General features: G+C 61.3%; 16 protein-coding genes. 3 read left to right on the top strand and 13 right to left on the bottom strand.

What is annotated here, in order from left to right; genetic code table 11:
- Positions 1–34: 34 nt before the first annotated feature.
- From KUO17_RS12495 to KUO17_RS12545, 11 genes are all read right to left on the bottom strand, one after another.
- On the bottom strand, positions 35–712 hold the full coding sequence (locus KUO17_RS12495; protein WP_163944911.1) for an NADH-quinone oxidoreductase subunit B: 678 nt from the start codon (positions 710–712) through the stop codon (positions 35–37).
- A gap of 10 nt (positions 713–722) precedes the next feature.
- Positions 723–1,136: an NADH-quinone oxidoreductase subunit A gene (locus KUO17_RS12500; RefSeq protein ID WP_010220397.1), complete on the bottom strand. Its 414-nt coding sequence runs from the start codon at positions 1,134–1,136 to the stop codon at positions 723–725.
- 673 nt (positions 1,137–1,809) lie between these two features.
- A complete protein-coding gene (gene aceA, locus KUO17_RS12505; RefSeq protein WP_163944908.1) occupies positions 1,810–3,135 on the bottom strand; it encodes an isocitrate lyase in 1,326 nt (441 codons plus the stop codon).
- A gap of 521 nt (positions 3,136–3,656) precedes the next feature.
- The gene (locus tag KUO17_RS12510; RefSeq protein WP_255263556.1) at positions 3,657–4,391 is read right to left on the bottom strand and encodes a secretin N-terminal domain-containing protein; all 735 of its coding nucleotides are present in this window, start codon (positions 4,389–4,391) and stop codon (positions 3,657–3,659) included.
- 154 nt (positions 4,392–4,545) lie between these two features.
- Positions 4,546–4,980: a GNAT family N-acetyltransferase gene (locus KUO17_RS12515; RefSeq protein ID WP_217975873.1), complete on the bottom strand. Its 435-nt coding sequence runs from the start codon at positions 4,978–4,980 to the stop codon at positions 4,546–4,548.
- Positions 4,973–6,139 carry a ribosomal protein uL16 3-hydroxylase gene (locus KUO17_RS12520; protein ID WP_217975874.1) on the bottom strand — a complete coding sequence of 389 codons (1,167 nt, stop codon included), beginning with the start codon at positions 6,137–6,139 and terminating at the stop codon, positions 4,973–4,975. The genes KUO17_RS12515 and KUO17_RS12520 overlap by 8 nt, the downstream gene beginning before the upstream one ends.
- 81 nt (positions 6,140–6,220) lie before the next feature.
- Positions 6,221–7,591: an adenylosuccinate lyase gene (gene purB / locus KUO17_RS12525; protein ID WP_217975875.1), complete on the bottom strand. Its 1,371-nt coding sequence runs from the start codon at positions 7,589–7,591 to the stop codon at positions 6,221–6,223.
- An 83-nt stretch (positions 7,592–7,674) separates the two neighbouring features.
- On the bottom strand, positions 7,675–8,295 hold the full coding sequence (gene hflD / locus KUO17_RS12530; protein WP_163951366.1) for a high frequency lysogenization protein HflD: 621 nt from the start codon (positions 8,293–8,295) through the stop codon (positions 7,675–7,677).
- Positions 8,295–9,416, bottom strand: a complete 1,122-nt coding sequence (gene mnmA / locus KUO17_RS12535; protein ID WP_217975876.1) for a tRNA 2-thiouridine(34) synthase MnmA — start codon at positions 9,414–9,416, stop codon at positions 8,295–8,297. Before mnmA ends, hflD begins: the two co-directional genes overlap by 1 nt.
- Positions 9,417–9,489: 73 nt before the next feature.
- Complete coding sequence (locus KUO17_RS12540) at positions 9,490–9,930, bottom strand: NUDIX hydrolase (protein WP_217975877.1); 441 nt, start codon at positions 9,928–9,930, stop codon at positions 9,490–9,492.
- A 181-nt stretch (positions 9,931–10,111) separates the two neighbouring features.
- Positions 10,112–12,337, bottom strand: coding sequence for an NADP-dependent isocitrate dehydrogenase (locus KUO17_RS12545; RefSeq protein ID WP_217975878.1), 2,226 nt, complete (start codon positions 12,335–12,337; stop codon positions 10,112–10,114).
- Positions 12,338–12,753: 416 nt separating this feature from the next.
- On the opposite strand from KUO17_RS12545, the gene icd reads away from it, so the two are divergent.
- On the top strand, positions 12,754–14,010 hold the full coding sequence (icd, locus tag KUO17_RS12550; protein ID WP_217975879.1) for an NADP-dependent isocitrate dehydrogenase: 1,257 nt from the start codon (positions 12,754–12,756) through the stop codon (positions 14,008–14,010).
- Between the two features lie 64 nt (positions 14,011–14,074).
- Here icd and cspD read toward each other — a convergent pair whose 3' ends face one another.
- Positions 14,075–14,332: a cold shock domain-containing protein CspD gene (gene cspD, locus KUO17_RS12555; protein ID WP_217975880.1), complete on the bottom strand. Its 258-nt coding sequence runs from the start codon at positions 14,330–14,332 to the stop codon at positions 14,075–14,077.
- A 227-nt stretch (positions 14,333–14,559) separates the two neighbouring features.
- Between cspD and clpS the strand changes: the two genes are divergently transcribed.
- Together clpS and clpA are read left to right on the top strand one after the other, a co-directional pair.
- Positions 14,560–14,922, top strand: coding sequence for an ATP-dependent Clp protease adapter ClpS (gene clpS / locus KUO17_RS12560; protein ID WP_163943324.1), 363 nt, complete (start codon positions 14,560–14,562; stop codon positions 14,920–14,922).
- A gap of 30 nt (positions 14,923–14,952) precedes the next feature.
- Complete coding sequence (gene clpA / locus KUO17_RS12565) at positions 14,953–17,223, top strand: ATP-dependent Clp protease ATP-binding subunit ClpA (protein ID WP_217975881.1); 2,271 nt, start codon at positions 14,953–14,955, stop codon at positions 17,221–17,223.
- Between the two features lie 115 nt (positions 17,224–17,338).
- On the opposite strand, the gene infA is transcribed toward clpA, so the two are convergent.
- Positions 17,339–17,557 (bottom strand): translation initiation factor IF-1, encoded by a 219-nt coding sequence (infA, locus tag KUO17_RS12570; protein ID WP_002553999.1) that lies wholly within the window; start codon positions 17,555–17,557, stop codon positions 17,339–17,341.
- Positions 17,558–17,618: the final 61 nt, after the last annotated feature.

Genomic DNA, 17,618 nt, shown 5'->3' on the forward strand with positions numbered 1-17,618 from the left:
GCCTGTTCAGGTGAACGGGCGGCAGGTCGCTGGATCAGACTTCGTCGGGGCTGCGCAGGTGGGTAACCTGGATGCGCTGCTCTCGGCGCTGCTCTTTCTGGGACGGCATCTCGGCGCGGTACACGCCCTGATCACCGACAACCCAGGAAAGCGGGCGACGTTCCTTGCCGATCGATTCCTGCAACAGCATCAAGCCTTGCAGGAACGCTTCAGGGCGAGGCGGGCAGCCAGGCACGTAGACGTCCACGGGGAGGAACTTGTCGACCCCCTGAACGACCGAGTAGATGTCGTACATGCCGCCGGAGTTGGCGCACGAACCCATGGAGATGACCCACTTGGGCTCGAGCATCTGCTCGTACAGGCGCTGGATGATCGGCGCCATCTTGATGAAGCAGGTGCCGGCGATGACCATGAAGTCGGCCTGACGCGGCGATGCCCGGATCACCTCGGCGCCGAAGCGCGCGATGTCATGGGGCGCCGTGAAGGCCGTGGTCATTTCCACGTAGCAGCAGGAGAGGCCGAAGTTGTACGGCCACAGGGAGTTTTTGCGCCCCCAGTTGACCGCGCCACTGAGTACATCTTCAAGCTTGCCCATGAAGATGTTCTTGTGGACCTGGTCCTCTAGCAGCGAGTCGGAGACGGTTTCCCGTTCACCGATTGGATACTCCTCGTTAGGGGCATCCGGGTCGATCCTGGTGAGATTGTATTGCATTGCCAAAGCCTCATTGTTTCAGCTTCGCTTGCCGCTTGCGACGACCTTCGGGAGCCCAATCGAGGGCCCCGACGCGCCAAAGGTAGACAAGACCTGCCAACAGAATTGCTATGAAAACGAGTGCTTCGACGAACCCGGTCCAGCCGCTTTCGCGGACGGACACAGACCATGCAAAGAGAAAGAGGGCTTCGATATCGAAGATCACGAACAGCATCGCGACCAGATAGAATTTGGCGGAAAGACGCAGGCGGGCACCGCCTGTTGGCAGCATGCCGGACTCGAAGGGTTCGTTCTTGCTGCGGCCCCAGGCCTTGCTGCCGAGCAGCGCAGACAGGCCGAGCATGAAGGCGCACAGGCCGACGACACCCAAAAGGAAAATGGCAAAGCCCCAGTTGTGGGCGATGAGTCCTGTCGAATCGGGCATGCTGAAAATCCTTAACAGAGTGCTTGGTCTCTGAGCTTGAAAAGAAGTAGAGCAGTGACGATATGTCGCAGCGAAATCTATCGCGCTGATTTTATGGGTAAACCCGTAGCAAGTAAAATTTCTGCAGCAAATTTATTCGTAGCATTAAGAACAAAAGTCTTTCGTAACAGGCTGCAAGCCCCACAGGCCGTGGATTGCACGCGGTTTTGTTAATTATGTTTCTTGCATTGGGTAATGAATTGCAACTTTCGTAATGATAATTGATATCATTTGAAGGTCTCCTGTTATTCCTACCTTTCATGTCAACTACAAAGTTGCCTTGCGGCGCCGTCACTGACAAGTTTGCACGCCCGCTGTTCTAGCAGCTTTTGCCTTGGGTAGTGTGGCTCTGGATCAAGGTTTTGAGCGCTGCCTGCCCAATGGCCGAGCCTGGTGATGACGGCTGGGCATATGCCTGGAGGGCAGCGGCAAGCAGGGTGGTGCCGAGTAGCGGGTAGGGGCGGGACATGGCCGATCCTTGGTGTTCTTGTGCACCTAGCATAGCCAATCGGGTGGAATAGGGAAGCCTTGCGCCGAGTTTGCAGGCACCATCGCGGGTCATAAGCACAAAACCCGGGGCCCCATCACAGGCCCCGGGTCTTGCGTTACCCGAATGTCACCATCGATCAGCCGATCAGTGGAACTGCTCTTCTTCCGTCGAGCCAGTCAGGGCGGTGACCGAAGACTTGCCACCCTGGATCACGGTGGTCATGTCGTCGAAGTAGCCAGTGCCCACTTCCTGCTGGTGCGCCACGAAGGTGTAGCCTTTGGAGGCGTCGGCGAATTCCTGCTCCTGCAGCTTCACGTAGGCGGTCATGTCGTTGCGGGCGTAGTCGTGCGCCAGGTTGAACATGCCGTGCCACATGTTGTGGATGCCGGCCAGGGTGATGAACTGGTGCTTGTAGCCCATGGCCGACAGCTCGCGCTGGAACTTGGCAATGGTCGCGTCGTCCAGGTTCTTCTTCCAGTTGAAGGAAGGCGAGCAGTTGTACGACAGGATCTGGTCCGGGTACTCCTTCTTGATCGCTTCGGCAAAGCGGCGCGCTTCGTCCAGGTCCGGCTTGGCAGTTTCACACCAGATCAGGTCGGCATAGGGGGCGTACGCCAGGCCGCGGGCAATTGCCTGGTCCAGGCCGGCACGTACCTTGTAGAAGCCTTCAGGCGTACGCTCGCCGATCACGAACGGCTGGTCGTACGGGTCGCAGTCGCTGGTCAGCAGGTCGGCGGCGTTGGCGTCGGTACGGGCCAGGATGATGGTCGGTACACCGGCAACGTCGGCCGCCAGGCGGGCAGCGCTGAGCTTCTGTACGGCTTCCTGGGTCGGTACCAGTACCTTGCCGCCCATGTGGCCGCACTTTTTCACCGAGGCCAGCTGGTCTTCGAAGTGCACGCCGGCAGCGCCTGCCTCGATCATGTTCTTCATCAGCTCGTAGGCGTTGAGCACGCCGCCGAAACCGGCTTCGGCGTCTGCCACGATCGGTGCGAAGTAATCGATGTAGCCGTCATCGCCCGGGTTCTTGCCGGCTTTCCACTGGATCTGGTCGGCGCGGCGGAACGAGTTGTTGATGCGCTTGACCACGGTTGGCACGGAGTCCACCGGGTACAGCGACTGGTCGGGGTACATGGACTCGGCCGAGTTGTTGTCGGCAGCCACTTGCCAGCCGGACAGGTAGATGGCCTGGATGCCGGCCTTGACCTGTTGAACGGCCTGGCCGCCGGTCAGGGCGCCCATGCAGTTGACGAAATCTTTTTCAGGGCGGAACGAAGGGTGGGCACCTTTGGTGACCAGGTTCCACAGCTTCTCGGCACCCATGCGGGCCAGGGTGTGCTCAGGTTGCACCGAGCCACGCAGACGAACGACATCAGCGGCAGAGTAGGTACGGGTCACGCCTTTCCAGCGTGGGTTCTCGGCCCAGTCTTTTTCGAGGGCTGCAATTTGCTGTTCGCGTGTCAGTGCCATGAAAGTAAACCTCGTCGCATAGGTCGGTAAAAAATGTTCGCTCTGTCGGCTGCGCTGTTCAGTACAGGGGCAGCTCCGATTGCTCGCTGATCAGAAGCACTGGCGGTTGGTCGCAGGCGAAATGGCGACGGTGAACGATGGGGCTCGAAGGGGGAAGTGAGCGGGTCCTTGGCGTCGTCGTCGGGCAGGTTGGCTCGTGGTTGCCGTGCTGCGTCGAACAGGCTGTGCCGTATACCGTGTAGTGCGCTTCCGTCCCTCGGGACAACTTCGTTCCAGTCGCAATCTCGTCAAACTGCCTTGTGGGCTGTACAGACACGCATCGGCTCAAGTCGGGTAGGTCAGAGCGCGACGCGAAGGCCCTTGCCAGGGCCCCTGATTAGCGGGAGCGGGGCCATCATGCCTCCCTGTTCTGAGGGCGTCAAATGTTTTGTAGTGCTTTTTTTGCCTCACTACATCTTTGGTCTAATACGACTCATCAGTCAGTTTCGAGGCCTTTGGTCGAGGCCTTGATTTGCGCGGGGTCAGTCCACTGCGTCGACTTTTACCCGTAAAGTCATGTTTTCACCGCGCTGGGTGGAGTAACTGAGTGCCGAAGCACTGCGTTCGGACTGACTTTGACCGTTTACCCCTGCCAGGGTGATCCACTCGCCCAGCTTGCCGGTGACCTTTGTGTCGGTGCTTTGCACGTCCACTACATCGGGGCGTTCCTGGCTCATCCGGTCATTGTTGGTGCTGATGTTCAGGTGCACGGTCTCGCCGGAGACGCTGGCGGTGACGTAGAAGCCCTGGGTGACGTTGCGGTACTCGGTGTTGCTCTGCGCGCGGCCGTAGGTGTCGGTCTGGGTCGTGGTGATGGGGATGCTCTGGCCGACCTGGATCAGCGCTGGCGTGCCTTCGCTGGCTTGAACCTGTTGCAGGCCGCCTTCGCGGTTGGCGGTGCCATAGCGAATCACCCGCGCATTGCCGCGGTTGTCCTGGAAGTTGCTGTCGTTGTTGTCGACGCTGATCAGCAGGCGCTTGGGGGCGGTGTCGAGTTGCTGCAGCAAGGTGCGCAGTTCATCGATCTTGCCGGGTTCGGCATTCACGATCAGTTTGTTCTCGAACGTGCTGACGCTGCCGTCCTTGCCGATGAAGGCTTGTGCGGTGGGCAGCAGTTCGGCGCTGGTGCGATGGTTCAGCGGCAGGACTTCGGTGGCGGCCAGCGCGCTGAGGCTGAACGACAGAAGCAGGGAAGCGAGCAGGGGGCGTAGCGGCATGTCCATGGTCTCCGCGGGTGGAGTGGACATGATGGCAAATTTGTAGCGACTGTGCTGGCCTCTTCGCTGGCAAGCCAGCGCCCACCGGTACAGTGAGCATCTTCAGATCACTGATCCCATTGTGGGAGCTGGCTTGCCAGCGAAGCGGTTGGGGTCAGGCGATGGCCTTGGAGTCGCGCACCATCTCCACGTGCGGCAGGCCCGCCTCGAGGAATTCTTCGCTGACCACCTTGAAACCCAGGCGCTCGTAGAACGCCGTGGCATGCACCTGCGCCGTCAGTTTTTGCTGGCTGAGGTCGCGATTCTGCGCCTCGACGATCGCCGCATGCATCAGTGCGTCGCCGACCTTCAGCCCGCGCCAGTCCTTGAGCACCGACACGCGGCCGATCTGGCCGTCCTGCAGCAGACGCGCGGTACCGATGGCGTAGTCGTCTTCCATGGCCAGGAAATGCACGGCGACGTTGTCGTCGGCATCCCACTCCAGCTCCGGCGGCACGTTCTGCTCAGCGATGAACACCGCTTCGCGGATGCGCCGGATGTCGGCGTTGTCTTTCTGCCAGTCGGCCAGGCGGACCTTGATCTTATTCATTGGCAAACCCCAGGCTTCCTTGCTTGACCAGCTCGCAGATCAGGGTAACGCCATTCTCGTCGCCCAGCCACTGCGCCAGGTTTTCGACGTGCAGCGCGTCGGCGGCGCAGATCAGCTTCAGCAGGTCGCGCAGCTCGCCCGGCAGCAAGCGGCTCTGGCCGCTGGCGAACAACAGCAGGTTGTCGTCGACTTCCGACCAGGCCAGGCGCGCACTCGGGTTGCGGATCAGCAGTGCACCCTGTTCCAGCGCATCAACCAGCTCTTCTTCGCTCAAGGCTTCGCCCGCCACCATTTCCGGGTAGCGTGGCTCGGTCATGAACTGGCCGAACCAGGTCAGCAGCAGGCGCTCGTCGCTCATGTGCTCGGCCAGCAGGCCCTTGAGGCGGTCCAGGGCGTCGTGCTGGATCTGGTGCGGGTCGCTCACCGGCTGGGCGTCGGCATCGCTGTAGCGCTCTTCGTCCGGCAGGAACTGGCTGAGGAAGTCGGTGAAGTGGGTCAGCACTTCAGCCGCACTCGGCGCACGGAAGCCCACCGAGTAGGTCAGGCAGTCGTCTTCGGCGATGCCGTAGTGGGCCAGGCGCGGCGGCAGGTAGAGCATGTCGCCCGGTTCCAGGGTCCACTCGTCGGTCTGCTCGAAATCGGCGAGGATGCGCAGGTCGGCGTGCTCGATCAGCGGGCTGTCGCTGTCGCACATCTGACCGATCTTCCAGTTGCGCTTGCCCTGGCCTTGCAGCAGGAATACGTCGTAGTTGTCGAAGTGCGGACCAACGCTGCCACCGGGGGCGGCAAAGCTGATCATCACATCGTCGATGCGCCAGCTTGGCAGGAAGCGGAAGTTCTCCAGCAGCTCGGCGACTTCCGGCACGAACTGGTCGACGGCCTGGACCAGCAGGGTCCAGTCGCGTTCCGGCAGAGTGCTGAAGGTGTCATCGTTGAACGGCCCGCGGCGCAGCTCCCACGGGCGCTCGCCATGTTCGATGACCAGGCGCGCTTCGACTTCTTCTTCCAGCGACAGGCCAGCCAGTTCGTCGGCGTCGATCGGGCTTTCGAAGTCGGGGAAGGCCTGGCGAACCAGCAAGGGCTTCTTCTGCCAGTAATCGCGCAGGAATTCGCGGGCAGTCAGGCCGCCCAGCAACTGAAGTGGTGTATCAGGATTCATGTGTAACCTATTGAAAAAAAGTAATTTTCTTTCAGCAATAAAAACGCCCGGCTAAGCCGGGCGTCAAAACGCGGGGGTGAATCAGATGCGTTTGGCTTGTGCCGCAGCGTTACCGATGTAGTTGGCCGGGGTCAGCTTCTTCAGTTCGGCGCGGGCTTCGGCCGGCATGTCCAGGCCATCGATGAAGGTTAACAGCGCTTCAGGGCTGATACCTTTGCCGCGGGTCAGCTCTTTGAGCTTCTCGTACGGGTTTTCGATGTCGTAGCGGCGCATCACGGTCTGGATCGGCTCGGCCAGGACTTCCCAGCAGGCGTCCAGGTCTTCGGCGATACGCGCTTCGTTGATTTCCAGCTTGCTGATGCCTTTGAGGCTCGCCTCGTAGGCGATCACGCTGTGGGCGAAACCGACGCCCAGGTTGCGCAGCACGGTGGAGTCGGTCAGGTCGCGCTGCCAGCGCGAGATCGGCAACTTGCTGGCCAGGTGCTGGAACAGTGCGTTGGCGATGCCCAGGTTGCCTTCGGAGTTTTCGAAGTCGATCGGGTTGACCTTGTGCGGCATGGTCGAGGAACCGATTTCGCCGGCAATGGTGCGCTGCTTGAAGTAGCCCAGCGAGATGTAGCCCCAGATATCACGATCGAAGTCGATCAGGATGGTGTTGAAGCGGGCAATCGCGTCGAACAGCTCGGCAATGTAGTCGTGCGGCTCGATCTGGGTGGTGTACGGGTTGAACTCCAGGCCCAGCTCGTCTTCGATGAAGGCGCGGGCGTTGGCTTCCCAGTCGATCTGCGGGTAGGCCGACAGGTGGGCGTTGTAGTTGCCTACGGCGCCGTTGATCTTGCCCAGCAGCGGCACAGCGGCTACCTGGGCGATCTGGCGCTCCAGGCGATACACCACGTTGGCCAGCTCTTTGCCCAGGGTGGTCGGCGAGGCTGGCTGGCCGTGGGTGCGCGACAGCATCGGCACGTCGGCGAAGCGGTGGGCCAGCTCACGGATCGACTCGGCGATCTGGCGCATCAGCGGCAGCAGCACGGTGTCGCGACCTTCGCGCAGCATCAGGCCGTGGGACAGGTTGTTGATGTCCTCGCTGGTGCAGGCAAAGTGAATGAACTCGCTGACCTTGGCCAGCTCTGGCAGCTTGGCGGCCTGCTCCTTGAGCAGGTATTCGATGGCCTTGACGTCGTGGTTGGTGGTGCGCTCGATCTCTTTGACGCGCTCGGCGTGCTCGAGGGCGAAGTCGTCGGCCAGGGCATTGAGCACCGCGTTGGCTTCGGCAGAAAACGCCGGAACTTCAGCGATCTGCGGGTGAGCGGCCAGGCGCTGGAGCCAGCGAACCTCAACCAGGGCGCGGAAACGGATCAGGCCGTATTCGCTGAAAATAGGGCGCAGGGCCTGGGTTTTGCCGGCGTAGCGGCCGTCAACAGGGGAAACCGCAGTGAGCGAGGAAAGCTGCATGGGGTGTTCTCGGACAGTCGGGCAACGAAAAGGGCGCATATCATACATGAAAAACGCGCCCGGGTTTTGAGGGTGACAAAAGGTCAGCCGCGTAGCATCGGGTACAGCTCCTTGAGCAGCTTGCGCCGGCTGATCACCAACTGCCAGCGATGGCCGCCCAGCTGGCGCCACAGGCGTGCCGCGCGAATGCCGGCCAGCAGCAGGGCGCGGATTTTCGAGGCATTGTTGGGCTGCTGCAGGTTGCGCATGTCGCCATGCACCTGGATACGTTGGCGCAGGGTGCTCAGGGTGTCCTGGTACAGCGCGCCGCTGGAGGCGATCACGTTTTCGTGTACCAGGCCGAAATGGTCGGCCTGGGACTGGATCTGTGGCAGGCGCTTGCCGATGGTGTCGAGCATGTCGCCACGCTTGGCCAGTTGGCGCTCCAGGCCCAGCATCGACAGCGCATAGCGCAGGGGCTCGCGCTGCAGGCTGCCGGGATCGCGCTCCAGTGCGCTGGCCAGGGCGCGGTAGCCATCCTTGAGGTTCAGGTCGTCGCCGCCGAACACCTCAAGGGTGTCCTTGGGGTCGCGCACCAGCAGGCTGCCCAGCATGCAGCCAAGGTCGGCCTCGCTGGCCTGGCCGGTGCGGGCAATGCGGTCGACCAGTACGGCGGCCTGAAACACCCCGCCCAGCGCAATCAGTTGCTCCTGCATCTGATTCATCAGTGGCTGCTCCATGGCTCGGCCACTTCGATCACGCCGCCGCCCAGGCAGATTTCACCGTCATAGAACACCACCGACTGGCCCGGGGTGACTGCGCGCTGCGGTTCGTCGAACACGGCGCGGTAGCCGTTCTCGGTGCGTTCCAGCGTGCAGTGCTGGTCGCTCTGGCGGTAACGCACCTTGGCCGTCAGGCGGCGCGGGCCGGAGAGGTCGACGGGGTTGACCCAGAAGATTTCCGACGCAAGCAGGGCGCGCGAGAACAGCCATGGGTGCTCGTTGCCCTGGCCCACCACCAGCACGTTGCGGGTGAGGTCCTTCTGCAATACGTACCACGGCTCGTCACTGGCATCCTTGAGCCCGCCGATGCCCAGGCCCTGACGCTGGCCGATGGTGTGGTACATCAGGCCGTGGTGCTGGCCGATGACCTCGCCCACGGTGGTCTGGATCTCGCCCGGTTGTGCTGGCAGGTATTGCTTGAGGAAGTCGCTGAAGCGTCGTTCGCCGATAAAGCAGATGCCGGTGGAGTCTTTCTTCTTCGCTGTGGCCAGCCCGTGTTTCTCGGCAATGGCGCGCACTTCGGGCTTTTCCAGCTCACCGACCGGGAACAGCGTGCGGGCGATCTGCTCGCCGCCCACAGCATGCAGGAAGTAGCTCTGGTCCTTGTTCGGGTCCAGGCCCTTGAGCAGTTCGGTACGCCCGTCGATATCGCGACGGCGAACGTAGTGGCCGGTGGCGATCAGGTCGGCACCGAGCATCAGGGCGTAGTCGAGGAACGCCTTGAACTTGATTTCGCGGTTGCAGAGGATATCGGGGTTGGGCGTGCGGCCGGCCTTGTACTCTTCCAGGAAGTGCTCGAACACGTGGTCCCAGTACTCGGCAGCGAAGTTGGCAGTGTGCAGCTTGATGCCGATGCGGTCGCATACGGCCTGGGCGTCGGCCAGGTCCTCACGGGCGGTGCAGTACTCGGTGCCGTCGTCCTCTTCCCAGTTCTTCATGAACAGGCCTTCCACCTGGTAGCCCTGCTCCATCAGCAGAAGGGCGGAGACGGAAGAGTCCACGCCGCCGGACATGCCGACGATGACGCGTGTCTTTTCGGGTTCGTAAAGTGCTGGACTGGTCATAGGTACCGGCTGTGTATCTGGAAAAAGACGACGATTCTATCAGGCTGTGTCGCGCAAGGCGAAATGCGCAGTTTCAATTGCGGATCAGGCTCAGGCTGTGCAGCGGGCCAGCCAGGTAGTCATCGATGCATTGGGGTACCAGCTCGCTGCGCCAGCGTTCGGGGTCGGCCAGCAGTTCGTCACGGGTCAGCCATGCGGTGCGCACGATATCGGTGTCCAGTGCGCGTTCGGGATGGTGCCCGAGCGGGCGCGCGGCAAAGCAGATGCGCTGGTAGGTCACGCCGTTGCTGGGGGCGGTGTACAGGTAGATGCCGACGATGCCAGTGAGCTCGACGTCCCAGGCGGTTTCTTCGAGGGTTTCGCGCAGGGCGGCCTCCAGCAGGGTTTCGTTGGCTTCGAGGTGGCCGGCAGGCTGGTTGAGGACGTGCTTGCCGGCCTTGAATTCCTCGACCAGCAGGAAGCGGCCGTTGTCTTCGACGATGGTGGCGACGGTGATGTGGGGTTGCCAGGTCATGCAGGTGCTCCTGTATTGCTTTTTACGGCCTCTTCGCTGGCAAGCCAGCTCTCACAGGGTTTTGCATGCACCGCAGAACCTTGTGGGAGCTGGCTTGCCAGCGAAGGGCGCGCCGCCGGATTCCAGAAAAGCGAAAGCCCCGGTGCGTGGCCGGGGCTTCCGATGTTACGTCAAGCCAACCTTACAGCGCGGCAACCGCGCTGTTGAAGGTCTGGCTCGGGCGCATCGCCTTGGCCGTCAGCTCGGCATCGGGGTAGTAGTAACCACCGATTTCCACTGGCTTGCCTTGAACCGCGTTGAGCTCGGCGACGATGGTCGCTTCGTTCTCGGTCAGGGCCTTGGCCAGCGGTGCGAAGCGCGCCTGCAGGGCAGCGTCGTCGGTCTGGGCAGCCAGTGCCTGGGCCCAGTACAGGGTCAGGTAGAAGTGGCTGCCACGGTTGTCGATGCTGCCAACCTTGCGCGCAGGGGACTTGTTGTTGTCCAGGAACTGGCCGGTGGCCTGGTCCAGGGTCGCAGCCAGTACCTTGGCTTTCGGGTTGGCGTACGCGGTGCTCAGGTGCTCCAGCGAAGCGGCCAGGGCCAGGAACTCGCCCAGCGAATCCCAGCGCAGGAAGTTCTCTTCCACCAGCTGTTGCACGTGCTTGGGTGCCGAGCCGCCGGCGCCGGTCTCGAACAGGCCGCCGTTGTTCATCAGCGGTACGATCGAAAGCATCTTGGCGCTGGTGCCCAGCTCCATGATCGGGAACAGGTCGGTCAGGTAGTCGCGCAGCACGTTGCCGGTTACCGAGATGGTGTCCTTGCCGGCGCGGATGCGCTCCAGCGATACCTTCATGGCCTCGACAGGCGACAGGACACGGATGTCCAGGCCAGCGGTGTCGTGGTCTTTCAGGTACTTCTGGACCTTCTCGATCAGCACGCCGTCGTGGGCGCGTTGCGGGTCGAGCCAGAAGATGGCTGGGGTGGCGCTGGCGCGAGCGCGGTTGACGGCCAGTTTGACCCAGTCCTGGATCGGCGCGTCCTTGGTCTGGCACATGCGGAAGATGTCGCCGGCTTCGACGTCCTGCGACAGCAGCAGGTTGCCCTTGCCGTCGACCACGCGGATCACGCCGTCAACCTTGGCCTGGAAGGTCTTGTCGTGCGAGCCGTACTCTTCGGCTTTCTGCGCCATCAGGCCAACGTTCGGCACGCTGCCCATGGTGGTAGGGTCGAAGGCGCCGTATTGCTTGCAGTCTTCGATCACCGCCTGGTAGATGGTGGCGTAGCAGCGATCCGGGATCACGGCCTTGGTGTCTTGCAGCTGGCCTTCGGTGTTCCACATCTTGCCCGAGTCGCGGATCATCGCCGGCATCGAGGCGTCGACGATGACGTCGCTCGGCACGTGCAGGTTGGTGATGCCCTTGTCGGAGTTGACCATCGCCAGCGCTGGACGCACGGCGTAGACGGCCTGGACATCGGCTTCGATCTGCGCCTGCTGCTCGGCCGGCAGGGCCTTGATGCGGGCGTACAGGTCACCGATACCGTTGTTCAGGTTGAAACCGACCTGCTCCAGTACGGCGGCGTGCTTGGTCAGCGCGTCCTTGTAGTACTCGGCGACGATCTGGCCGAACATGATCGGGTCGGAGACCTTCATCATGGTGGCCTTCAGGTGAACCGACAGCAGTACACCCTGGGCCTTGGCCTCGTCGATCTGGGCAGCGATGAAGCTGCGCAGCGCCTTGGTGCTGAGCACGGCGCAGTCGACGATTTCGCCGGCCTTGACCGCGGTCTTTTCTTTCAGGACGGTGGTGGAGCCGTCTTTGGCCAGCAGTTCGATGCGCAGGCTGTCATCGGCTTCGATCAGGGCGGCTTTTTCGCTGCCGTAGAAGTCGCCGTTGCTCATGTGGGCCACGTGCGACTTGGAGTCGGCAGCCCAGGCGCCCATCTTGTGCGGGTGCTTGCGTGCGTAGTTCTTGACCGACAGCGGGGCGCGACGGTCGGAGTTGCCCTCGCGCAGTACCGGGTTCACGGCGCTGCCCTTGATGCGGTCGTAGCGAGCGCGGGCTTCTTTGTCGGCGTCGCTGGCGATGGTGTCCGGGTAGTCAGGAATGTTGAAGCCCTTGGCTTGCAGTTCCTGGATCGCGGCTTTCAGTTGTGGCACCGAAGCACTGATGTTCGGCAGCTTGATGATATTGGCTTCAGGCGTGGTTGCCAGTTGGCCCAGTTCTGCCAGATGGTCGGCCACTTGCTTGTCGGCGCCGAGCTGTTCGGGGAAGGCAGAAAGGATACGGCCGGCCAGCGAGATATCGCGGGTTTCGACGGCAATGTCGGCAGTAGCGGTGAAGGCTTCGACGATAGGCAGCAGTGAGTAGGTGGCGAGGGCGGGGGCTTCGTCGGTGAAGGTATAGATGATCTTGGATCGGGTGGGCATATTCGGGTTAACTCTCTGTTTTGCTGAGCGTGCACGGAATCTCGGTGGTGCGCAGGATAGGCGCTTCGCTCAAGCAGATCCATGAGCAGAAAGTCGAGGATTCCGGGCGGTGATGGTGGGTTGCATCAGTCGAGTGTCAAACGGCTGAACTGCGATAACAGCCCAGTCTTGTCGGGGCCGCAAGTCTCTATTCAGACGGGTTGCCCCCAGTGACCCTGTGGTCACCGGCGCAGTATACCAAACCCTTGGTCGTAATCATCAAGGGCAACATGTCGGATAGCCACTTTTAGACCAAAGACGTAGAGCTTTTTGCGCGGTTATGCCGGTTTTTCGGGCGAGGTTTGCGTCTGCCTTCAACTGGGTTAGGCTCAGGGGATTGCATGAAGTCCTACTAACCAGAAAAAGCGGAGTGCAGCATGGGATACCAGAAAATCCAGGTTCCGGCAGTCGGCGACAAAATCACCGTCAACGCAGACCATTCTCTCAATGTTCCAGACAACCCGATCATTCCTTTTATCGAAGGCGACGGCATTGGCGTCGATGTCAGCCCGGTAATGATCAAGGTGGTCGATGCTGCAGTCCAGAAGGCCTACGGCGACAAGCGCAAGATCTCGTGGATGGAGGTGTATGCCGGCGAGAAGGCCACCCAGGTCTACGACCAGGACACCTGGCTGCCCCAGGAAACCCTGGATGCAGTGAAAGACTATGTGGTGTCGATCAAGGGGCCGCTGACCACCCCGGTCGGTGGCGGTATCCGCTCGCTCAACGTGGCCCTGCGCCAGCAGCTTGACCTTTATGTGTGCCTGCGCCCGGTGGTGTGGTTCGAGGGCGTGCCGAGCCCGGTGAAGAAGCCTGGTGACGTCGACATGGTGATCTTTCGCGAGAACTCCGAAGACATCTATGCCGGCATCGAATGGAAGGCCGGGTCGCCGGAGGCGAACAAGGTCATCAAGTTCCTCAAGGAAGAAATGGGCGTCACCAAGATCCGTTTCGACCAGGATTGCGGTATCGGCATCAAGCCGGTATCCAAGGAAGGCACCCAGCGCCTGGTGCGCAAGGCCCTGCAATATGTGGTGGATAACGACCGCAAGTCGCTGACCATCGTGCATAAAGGCAACATCATGAAATTCACCGAAGGTGCCTTCAAGGACTGGGGCTACGAGGTGGCGAAGAACGAATTCGGTGCCGAACTGCTCGATGGCGGCCCGTGGATGAAGTTCAAGAACCCCAGGACCGGGCGCGAGGTGGTGGTAAAAGACGCCATTGCCGACGCCATGCTGCAGCAGATCCTGCTGCGCCCCGCCGAATATGACGTGATCGCGACCCTCAACCTCAACGGTGATTACCTGTCCGATGCGCTGGCGGCGGAAGTGGGCGGCATCGGTATTGCGCCGGGCGCCAACCTGTCCGACACGGTGGCGATGTTCGAGGCGACCCACGGTACTGCGCCCAAGTACGCGGGCAAGGACCAGGTCAACCCCGGCTCGGTGATCCTCTCGGCGGAAATGATGCTGCGCCACCTGGGCTGGACCGAGGCGGCCGATCTGATCATCAAAGGCACCAATGGGGCGATCAAGGCCAAGACCGTCACCTACGATTTCGAGCGCCTGATGGACGGCGCCACGCTGGTGTCGAGCTCAGGCTTTGGCGAGGCGCTGATCAAGCACATGTAGGCAGGCATCGAAAAAAAACCGGCCAGCCCTGGTGGGCTGGCCGGTTTTTTTGTGTCGGTTGAGGTCAGGCTTCAGTCGATGTCGAAGCCACGCTCGTGGGCTCGTGGATGGCGGTTGCACCGATTGCACCGATGTTTACCGCATGCAGGCCTTTGGGCCCCTGAATTATATCGAAGGCAACCAACTGGCCGGCCTTGAGCGTCTTGTAGCCGTCCATTCTGATGGCGGAGTAGTGGGCGAACAGGTCCTCGTCCTTGCCTTCCTCATTGATGAAGCCGTACCCCTTGGCATTGTTGAACCACTTGACTTTGCCGGTTGCCATCCTCATATCCCTCTGCAAAGGACTCCATCACTGGAGTATCATCCACTCCATCCGCATATGAACCTGCGAAAATTCTGGTTGACTGCGCGGATCTTTATCGATCACGGTGGGCTCTTATTGGTTGTAACACCGTTTTGCCGATAGTCAAGGTCAGGCGACGGCCGTACCAGCGTCGGCCCAGCGGTCAACATTCAACCTTAACTTGCCGAAATGATGAAATTCTTTCCATGCATGCACATAGCCAGATTCGACTAACATTCAATCAGGATTCCCCGCAGCAGCATGAGGACGATGGCTCTGGCCTGGCGGTACAGGAAGCCAAGCCCGCGCTGCAGGCGCCACCGATGTACAAGGTGGTTTTGTTCAACGATGACTACACACCGATGGATTTCGTCGTCGAAGTGCTCGAGGTGTTTTTTAACCTGAATCGCGAGCTGGCGACCAAGGTCATGCTGGCCGTCCATACAGAAGGACGGGCAGTGTGCGGATTGTTTACCCGCGACATCGCCGAGACCAAGGCCATGCAGGTCAACCAATACGCCCGGGAAAGCCAGCATCCGCTACTCTGTGAAATCGAGAAGGACGGTTAATCGCCGACCACTTGGGTATGAGGTGAAGCTATGTTAAACCGCGAGCTCGAAGTCACCCTCAATCTGGCCTTCAAGGAGGCCCGTTCGAAACGTCATGAGTTCATGACCGTCGAACACCTTCTGCTGGCGCTGTTGGATAATGAGGCCGCCGCAACCGTTTTGCGTGCCTGTGGAGCCAACCTCGACAAGCTCAAGCACGACCTGCAGGAGTTCATCGACTCCACCACGCCACTGATCCCGGTTCACGACGAAGACCGCGAAACCCAGCCAACCCTGGGCTTCCAGCGTGTGCTTCAGCGTGCCGTGTTCCACGTGCAGAGTTCGGGCAAACGTGAAGTCACCGGCGCCAATGTGCTGGTGGCGATCTTCAGCGAACAGGAAAGCCAGGCGGTATTCCTGCTCAAGCAACAAAGCGTTGCACGCATCGACGTGGTCAACTACATCGCCCACGGCATCTCCAAGGTGCCCGGCCATGGCGAACACCAGGACGGCGAGCAGGACATGCAGGACGAGGAGGGGGGCGAAACGTCCTCCTCCAGCAACCCGCTGGACGCCTATGCCAGCAACCTCAACGAGCTGGCACGCCAGGGGCGTATCGACCCGCTGGTCGGGCGTGAGTCCGAGGTGGAGCGCGTGGCGCAGATCCTCGCCCGTCGCCGCAAGAACAACCCGCTGCTGGTGGGTGAGGCGGGTGTCGGCAAGACTGCCATCGCCGAAGGCCTGGCCAAGCGCATCGTCGACGGCCAGGTGCCTGACCTGCTGGCGCAGAGCGTGGTCTACTCGCTGGACCTGGGCGCCCTGCTGGCCGGTACCAAGTACCGTGGCGACTTCGAAAAGCGCTTCAAGGCGCTGCTTGGCGAGCTGCGCAAGCGCCCGCAGGCGATCCTGTTCATCGACGAGATCCATACCATCATCGGTGCCGGTGCGGCGTCGGGCGGGGTGATGGATGCGTCCAACCTGCTCAAGCCGCTGTTGTCGTCGGGTGATATCCGTTGCATCGGCTCGACCACCTTCCAGGAGTTTCGCGGCATCTTCGAGAAGGACCGTGCCCTGGCGCGGCGCTTCCAGAAGGTCGATGTCAGCGAGCCGTCGGTGGAAGACACCATCGGTATCCTGCGTGGCCTCAAGGGGCGCTTCGAATCCCATCACAGCATCGAGTACAGCGATGAGTCCCTGCGTGCCGCTGCCGAGCTCGCAGCGCGCTACATCAATGATCGGCACATGCCGGACAAGGCCATCGATGTGATCGACGAGGCGGGTGCCTACCAGCGCCTGCAGCCGCTCGAGAAGCGTGTAAAGCGCATCGAGGTGCAGCAGGTCGAAGACATCGTTGCCAAGATCGCGCGTATCCCGCCAAAGCACGTCACCAGTTCCGACAAGGAGCTGTTGCGTAACCTGGAGCGCGACCTGAAGCTGACCGTGTTCGGTCAGGACGCCGCGATCGACTCGCTGGCCACTGCCATCAAGCTGTCGCGTGCGGGTCTGAAGGCGCCGGACAAGCCGGTAGGGTCGTTCCTGTTTGCGGGCCCTACCGGGGTTGGCAAGACCGAGGCCGCGCGTCAGCTGGCCAAGGCGCTGGGGGTCGAGCTGGTACGCTTTGACATGTCCGAGTACATGGAGCGCCACACCGTGTCGCGCCTGATCGGTGCACCGCCGGGCTATGTCGGTTTCGACCAGGGCGGCCTTTTGACCGAGGCCATCACCAAGCAGCCGCACTGCGTGCTGTTGCTGGATGAGATCGAGAAGGCGCACCCGGAAGTCTTCAACCTGCTGCTGCAGGTGATGGACCACGGCACCCTGACCGACAACAACGGGCGCAAGGCGGACTTCCGTAACGTGATCGTGATCATGACCACCAACGCCGGTGCCGAGACCGCTGCACGGGCCTCGATCGGGTTTACCCATCAGGACCACTCCTCCGACGCGATGGAAGTGATCAAGAAGAGCTTCACGCCGGAGTTCCGCAACCGTCTGGACACCATCATCCAGTTTGGTCGCCTGAGCCACGAAGTGATCAAGAGCGTGGTCGACAAGTTCCTCACCGAACTGCAGGCGCAGCTGGAAGACAAGCGCGTATTGCTGGAGGTCTCGGATGCTGCACGCAGCTACCTGGCAGCCGGTGGCTACGATGCGCAGATGGGCGCGCGGCCAATGGCGCGGCTTATCCAGGACAAGATCAAGCGGCCACTGGCTGAAGAGATCCTGTTTGGCGAGCTGGCCGAGCATGGCGGTGTGGTGCACATCGACCTGCGCGATGGCGAGTTGGTGTTCGACTTCGAGACCACGGCCGAAATGGCCTGAAGCGCCGGCTCCTGCAGGATTACGCAACGCCTGTAGGAGCCAGCCTTGCTGGCTGGACTTTTCAGCAGGCACACAAAAACGCCCGGCATTGGCCGGGCGTTTTTGTGTGTAGCGTTTAGCGGGCGCGGTAGGTGATGCGCCCTTTGCTCAGGTCGTAAGGCGTCAGTTCGACGCGGACCTTGTCGCCAGTGAGAATACGGATGTAGTTCTTGCGCATTTTGCCAGAGATATGCGCGGTAACGACGTGCCCGTTTTCCAACTCCACGCGGAACATGGTGTTGGGCAGGGTGTCGACGACAGTGCCTTCCATTTCGAAGCTGTCTTCTTTCGACATGCAGTAAAGCCCTCGGTGTCCAGTTGCCGGCCCGGTGCAACTGCGCCAGGCTAAAAAGTGG

It is taken from the genome of Pseudomonas aegrilactucae (genome assembly GCF_019168305.1).
Lineage (GTDB): Bacteria > Pseudomonadota > Gammaproteobacteria > Pseudomonadales > Pseudomonadaceae > Aquipseudomonas > Aquipseudomonas aegrilactucae.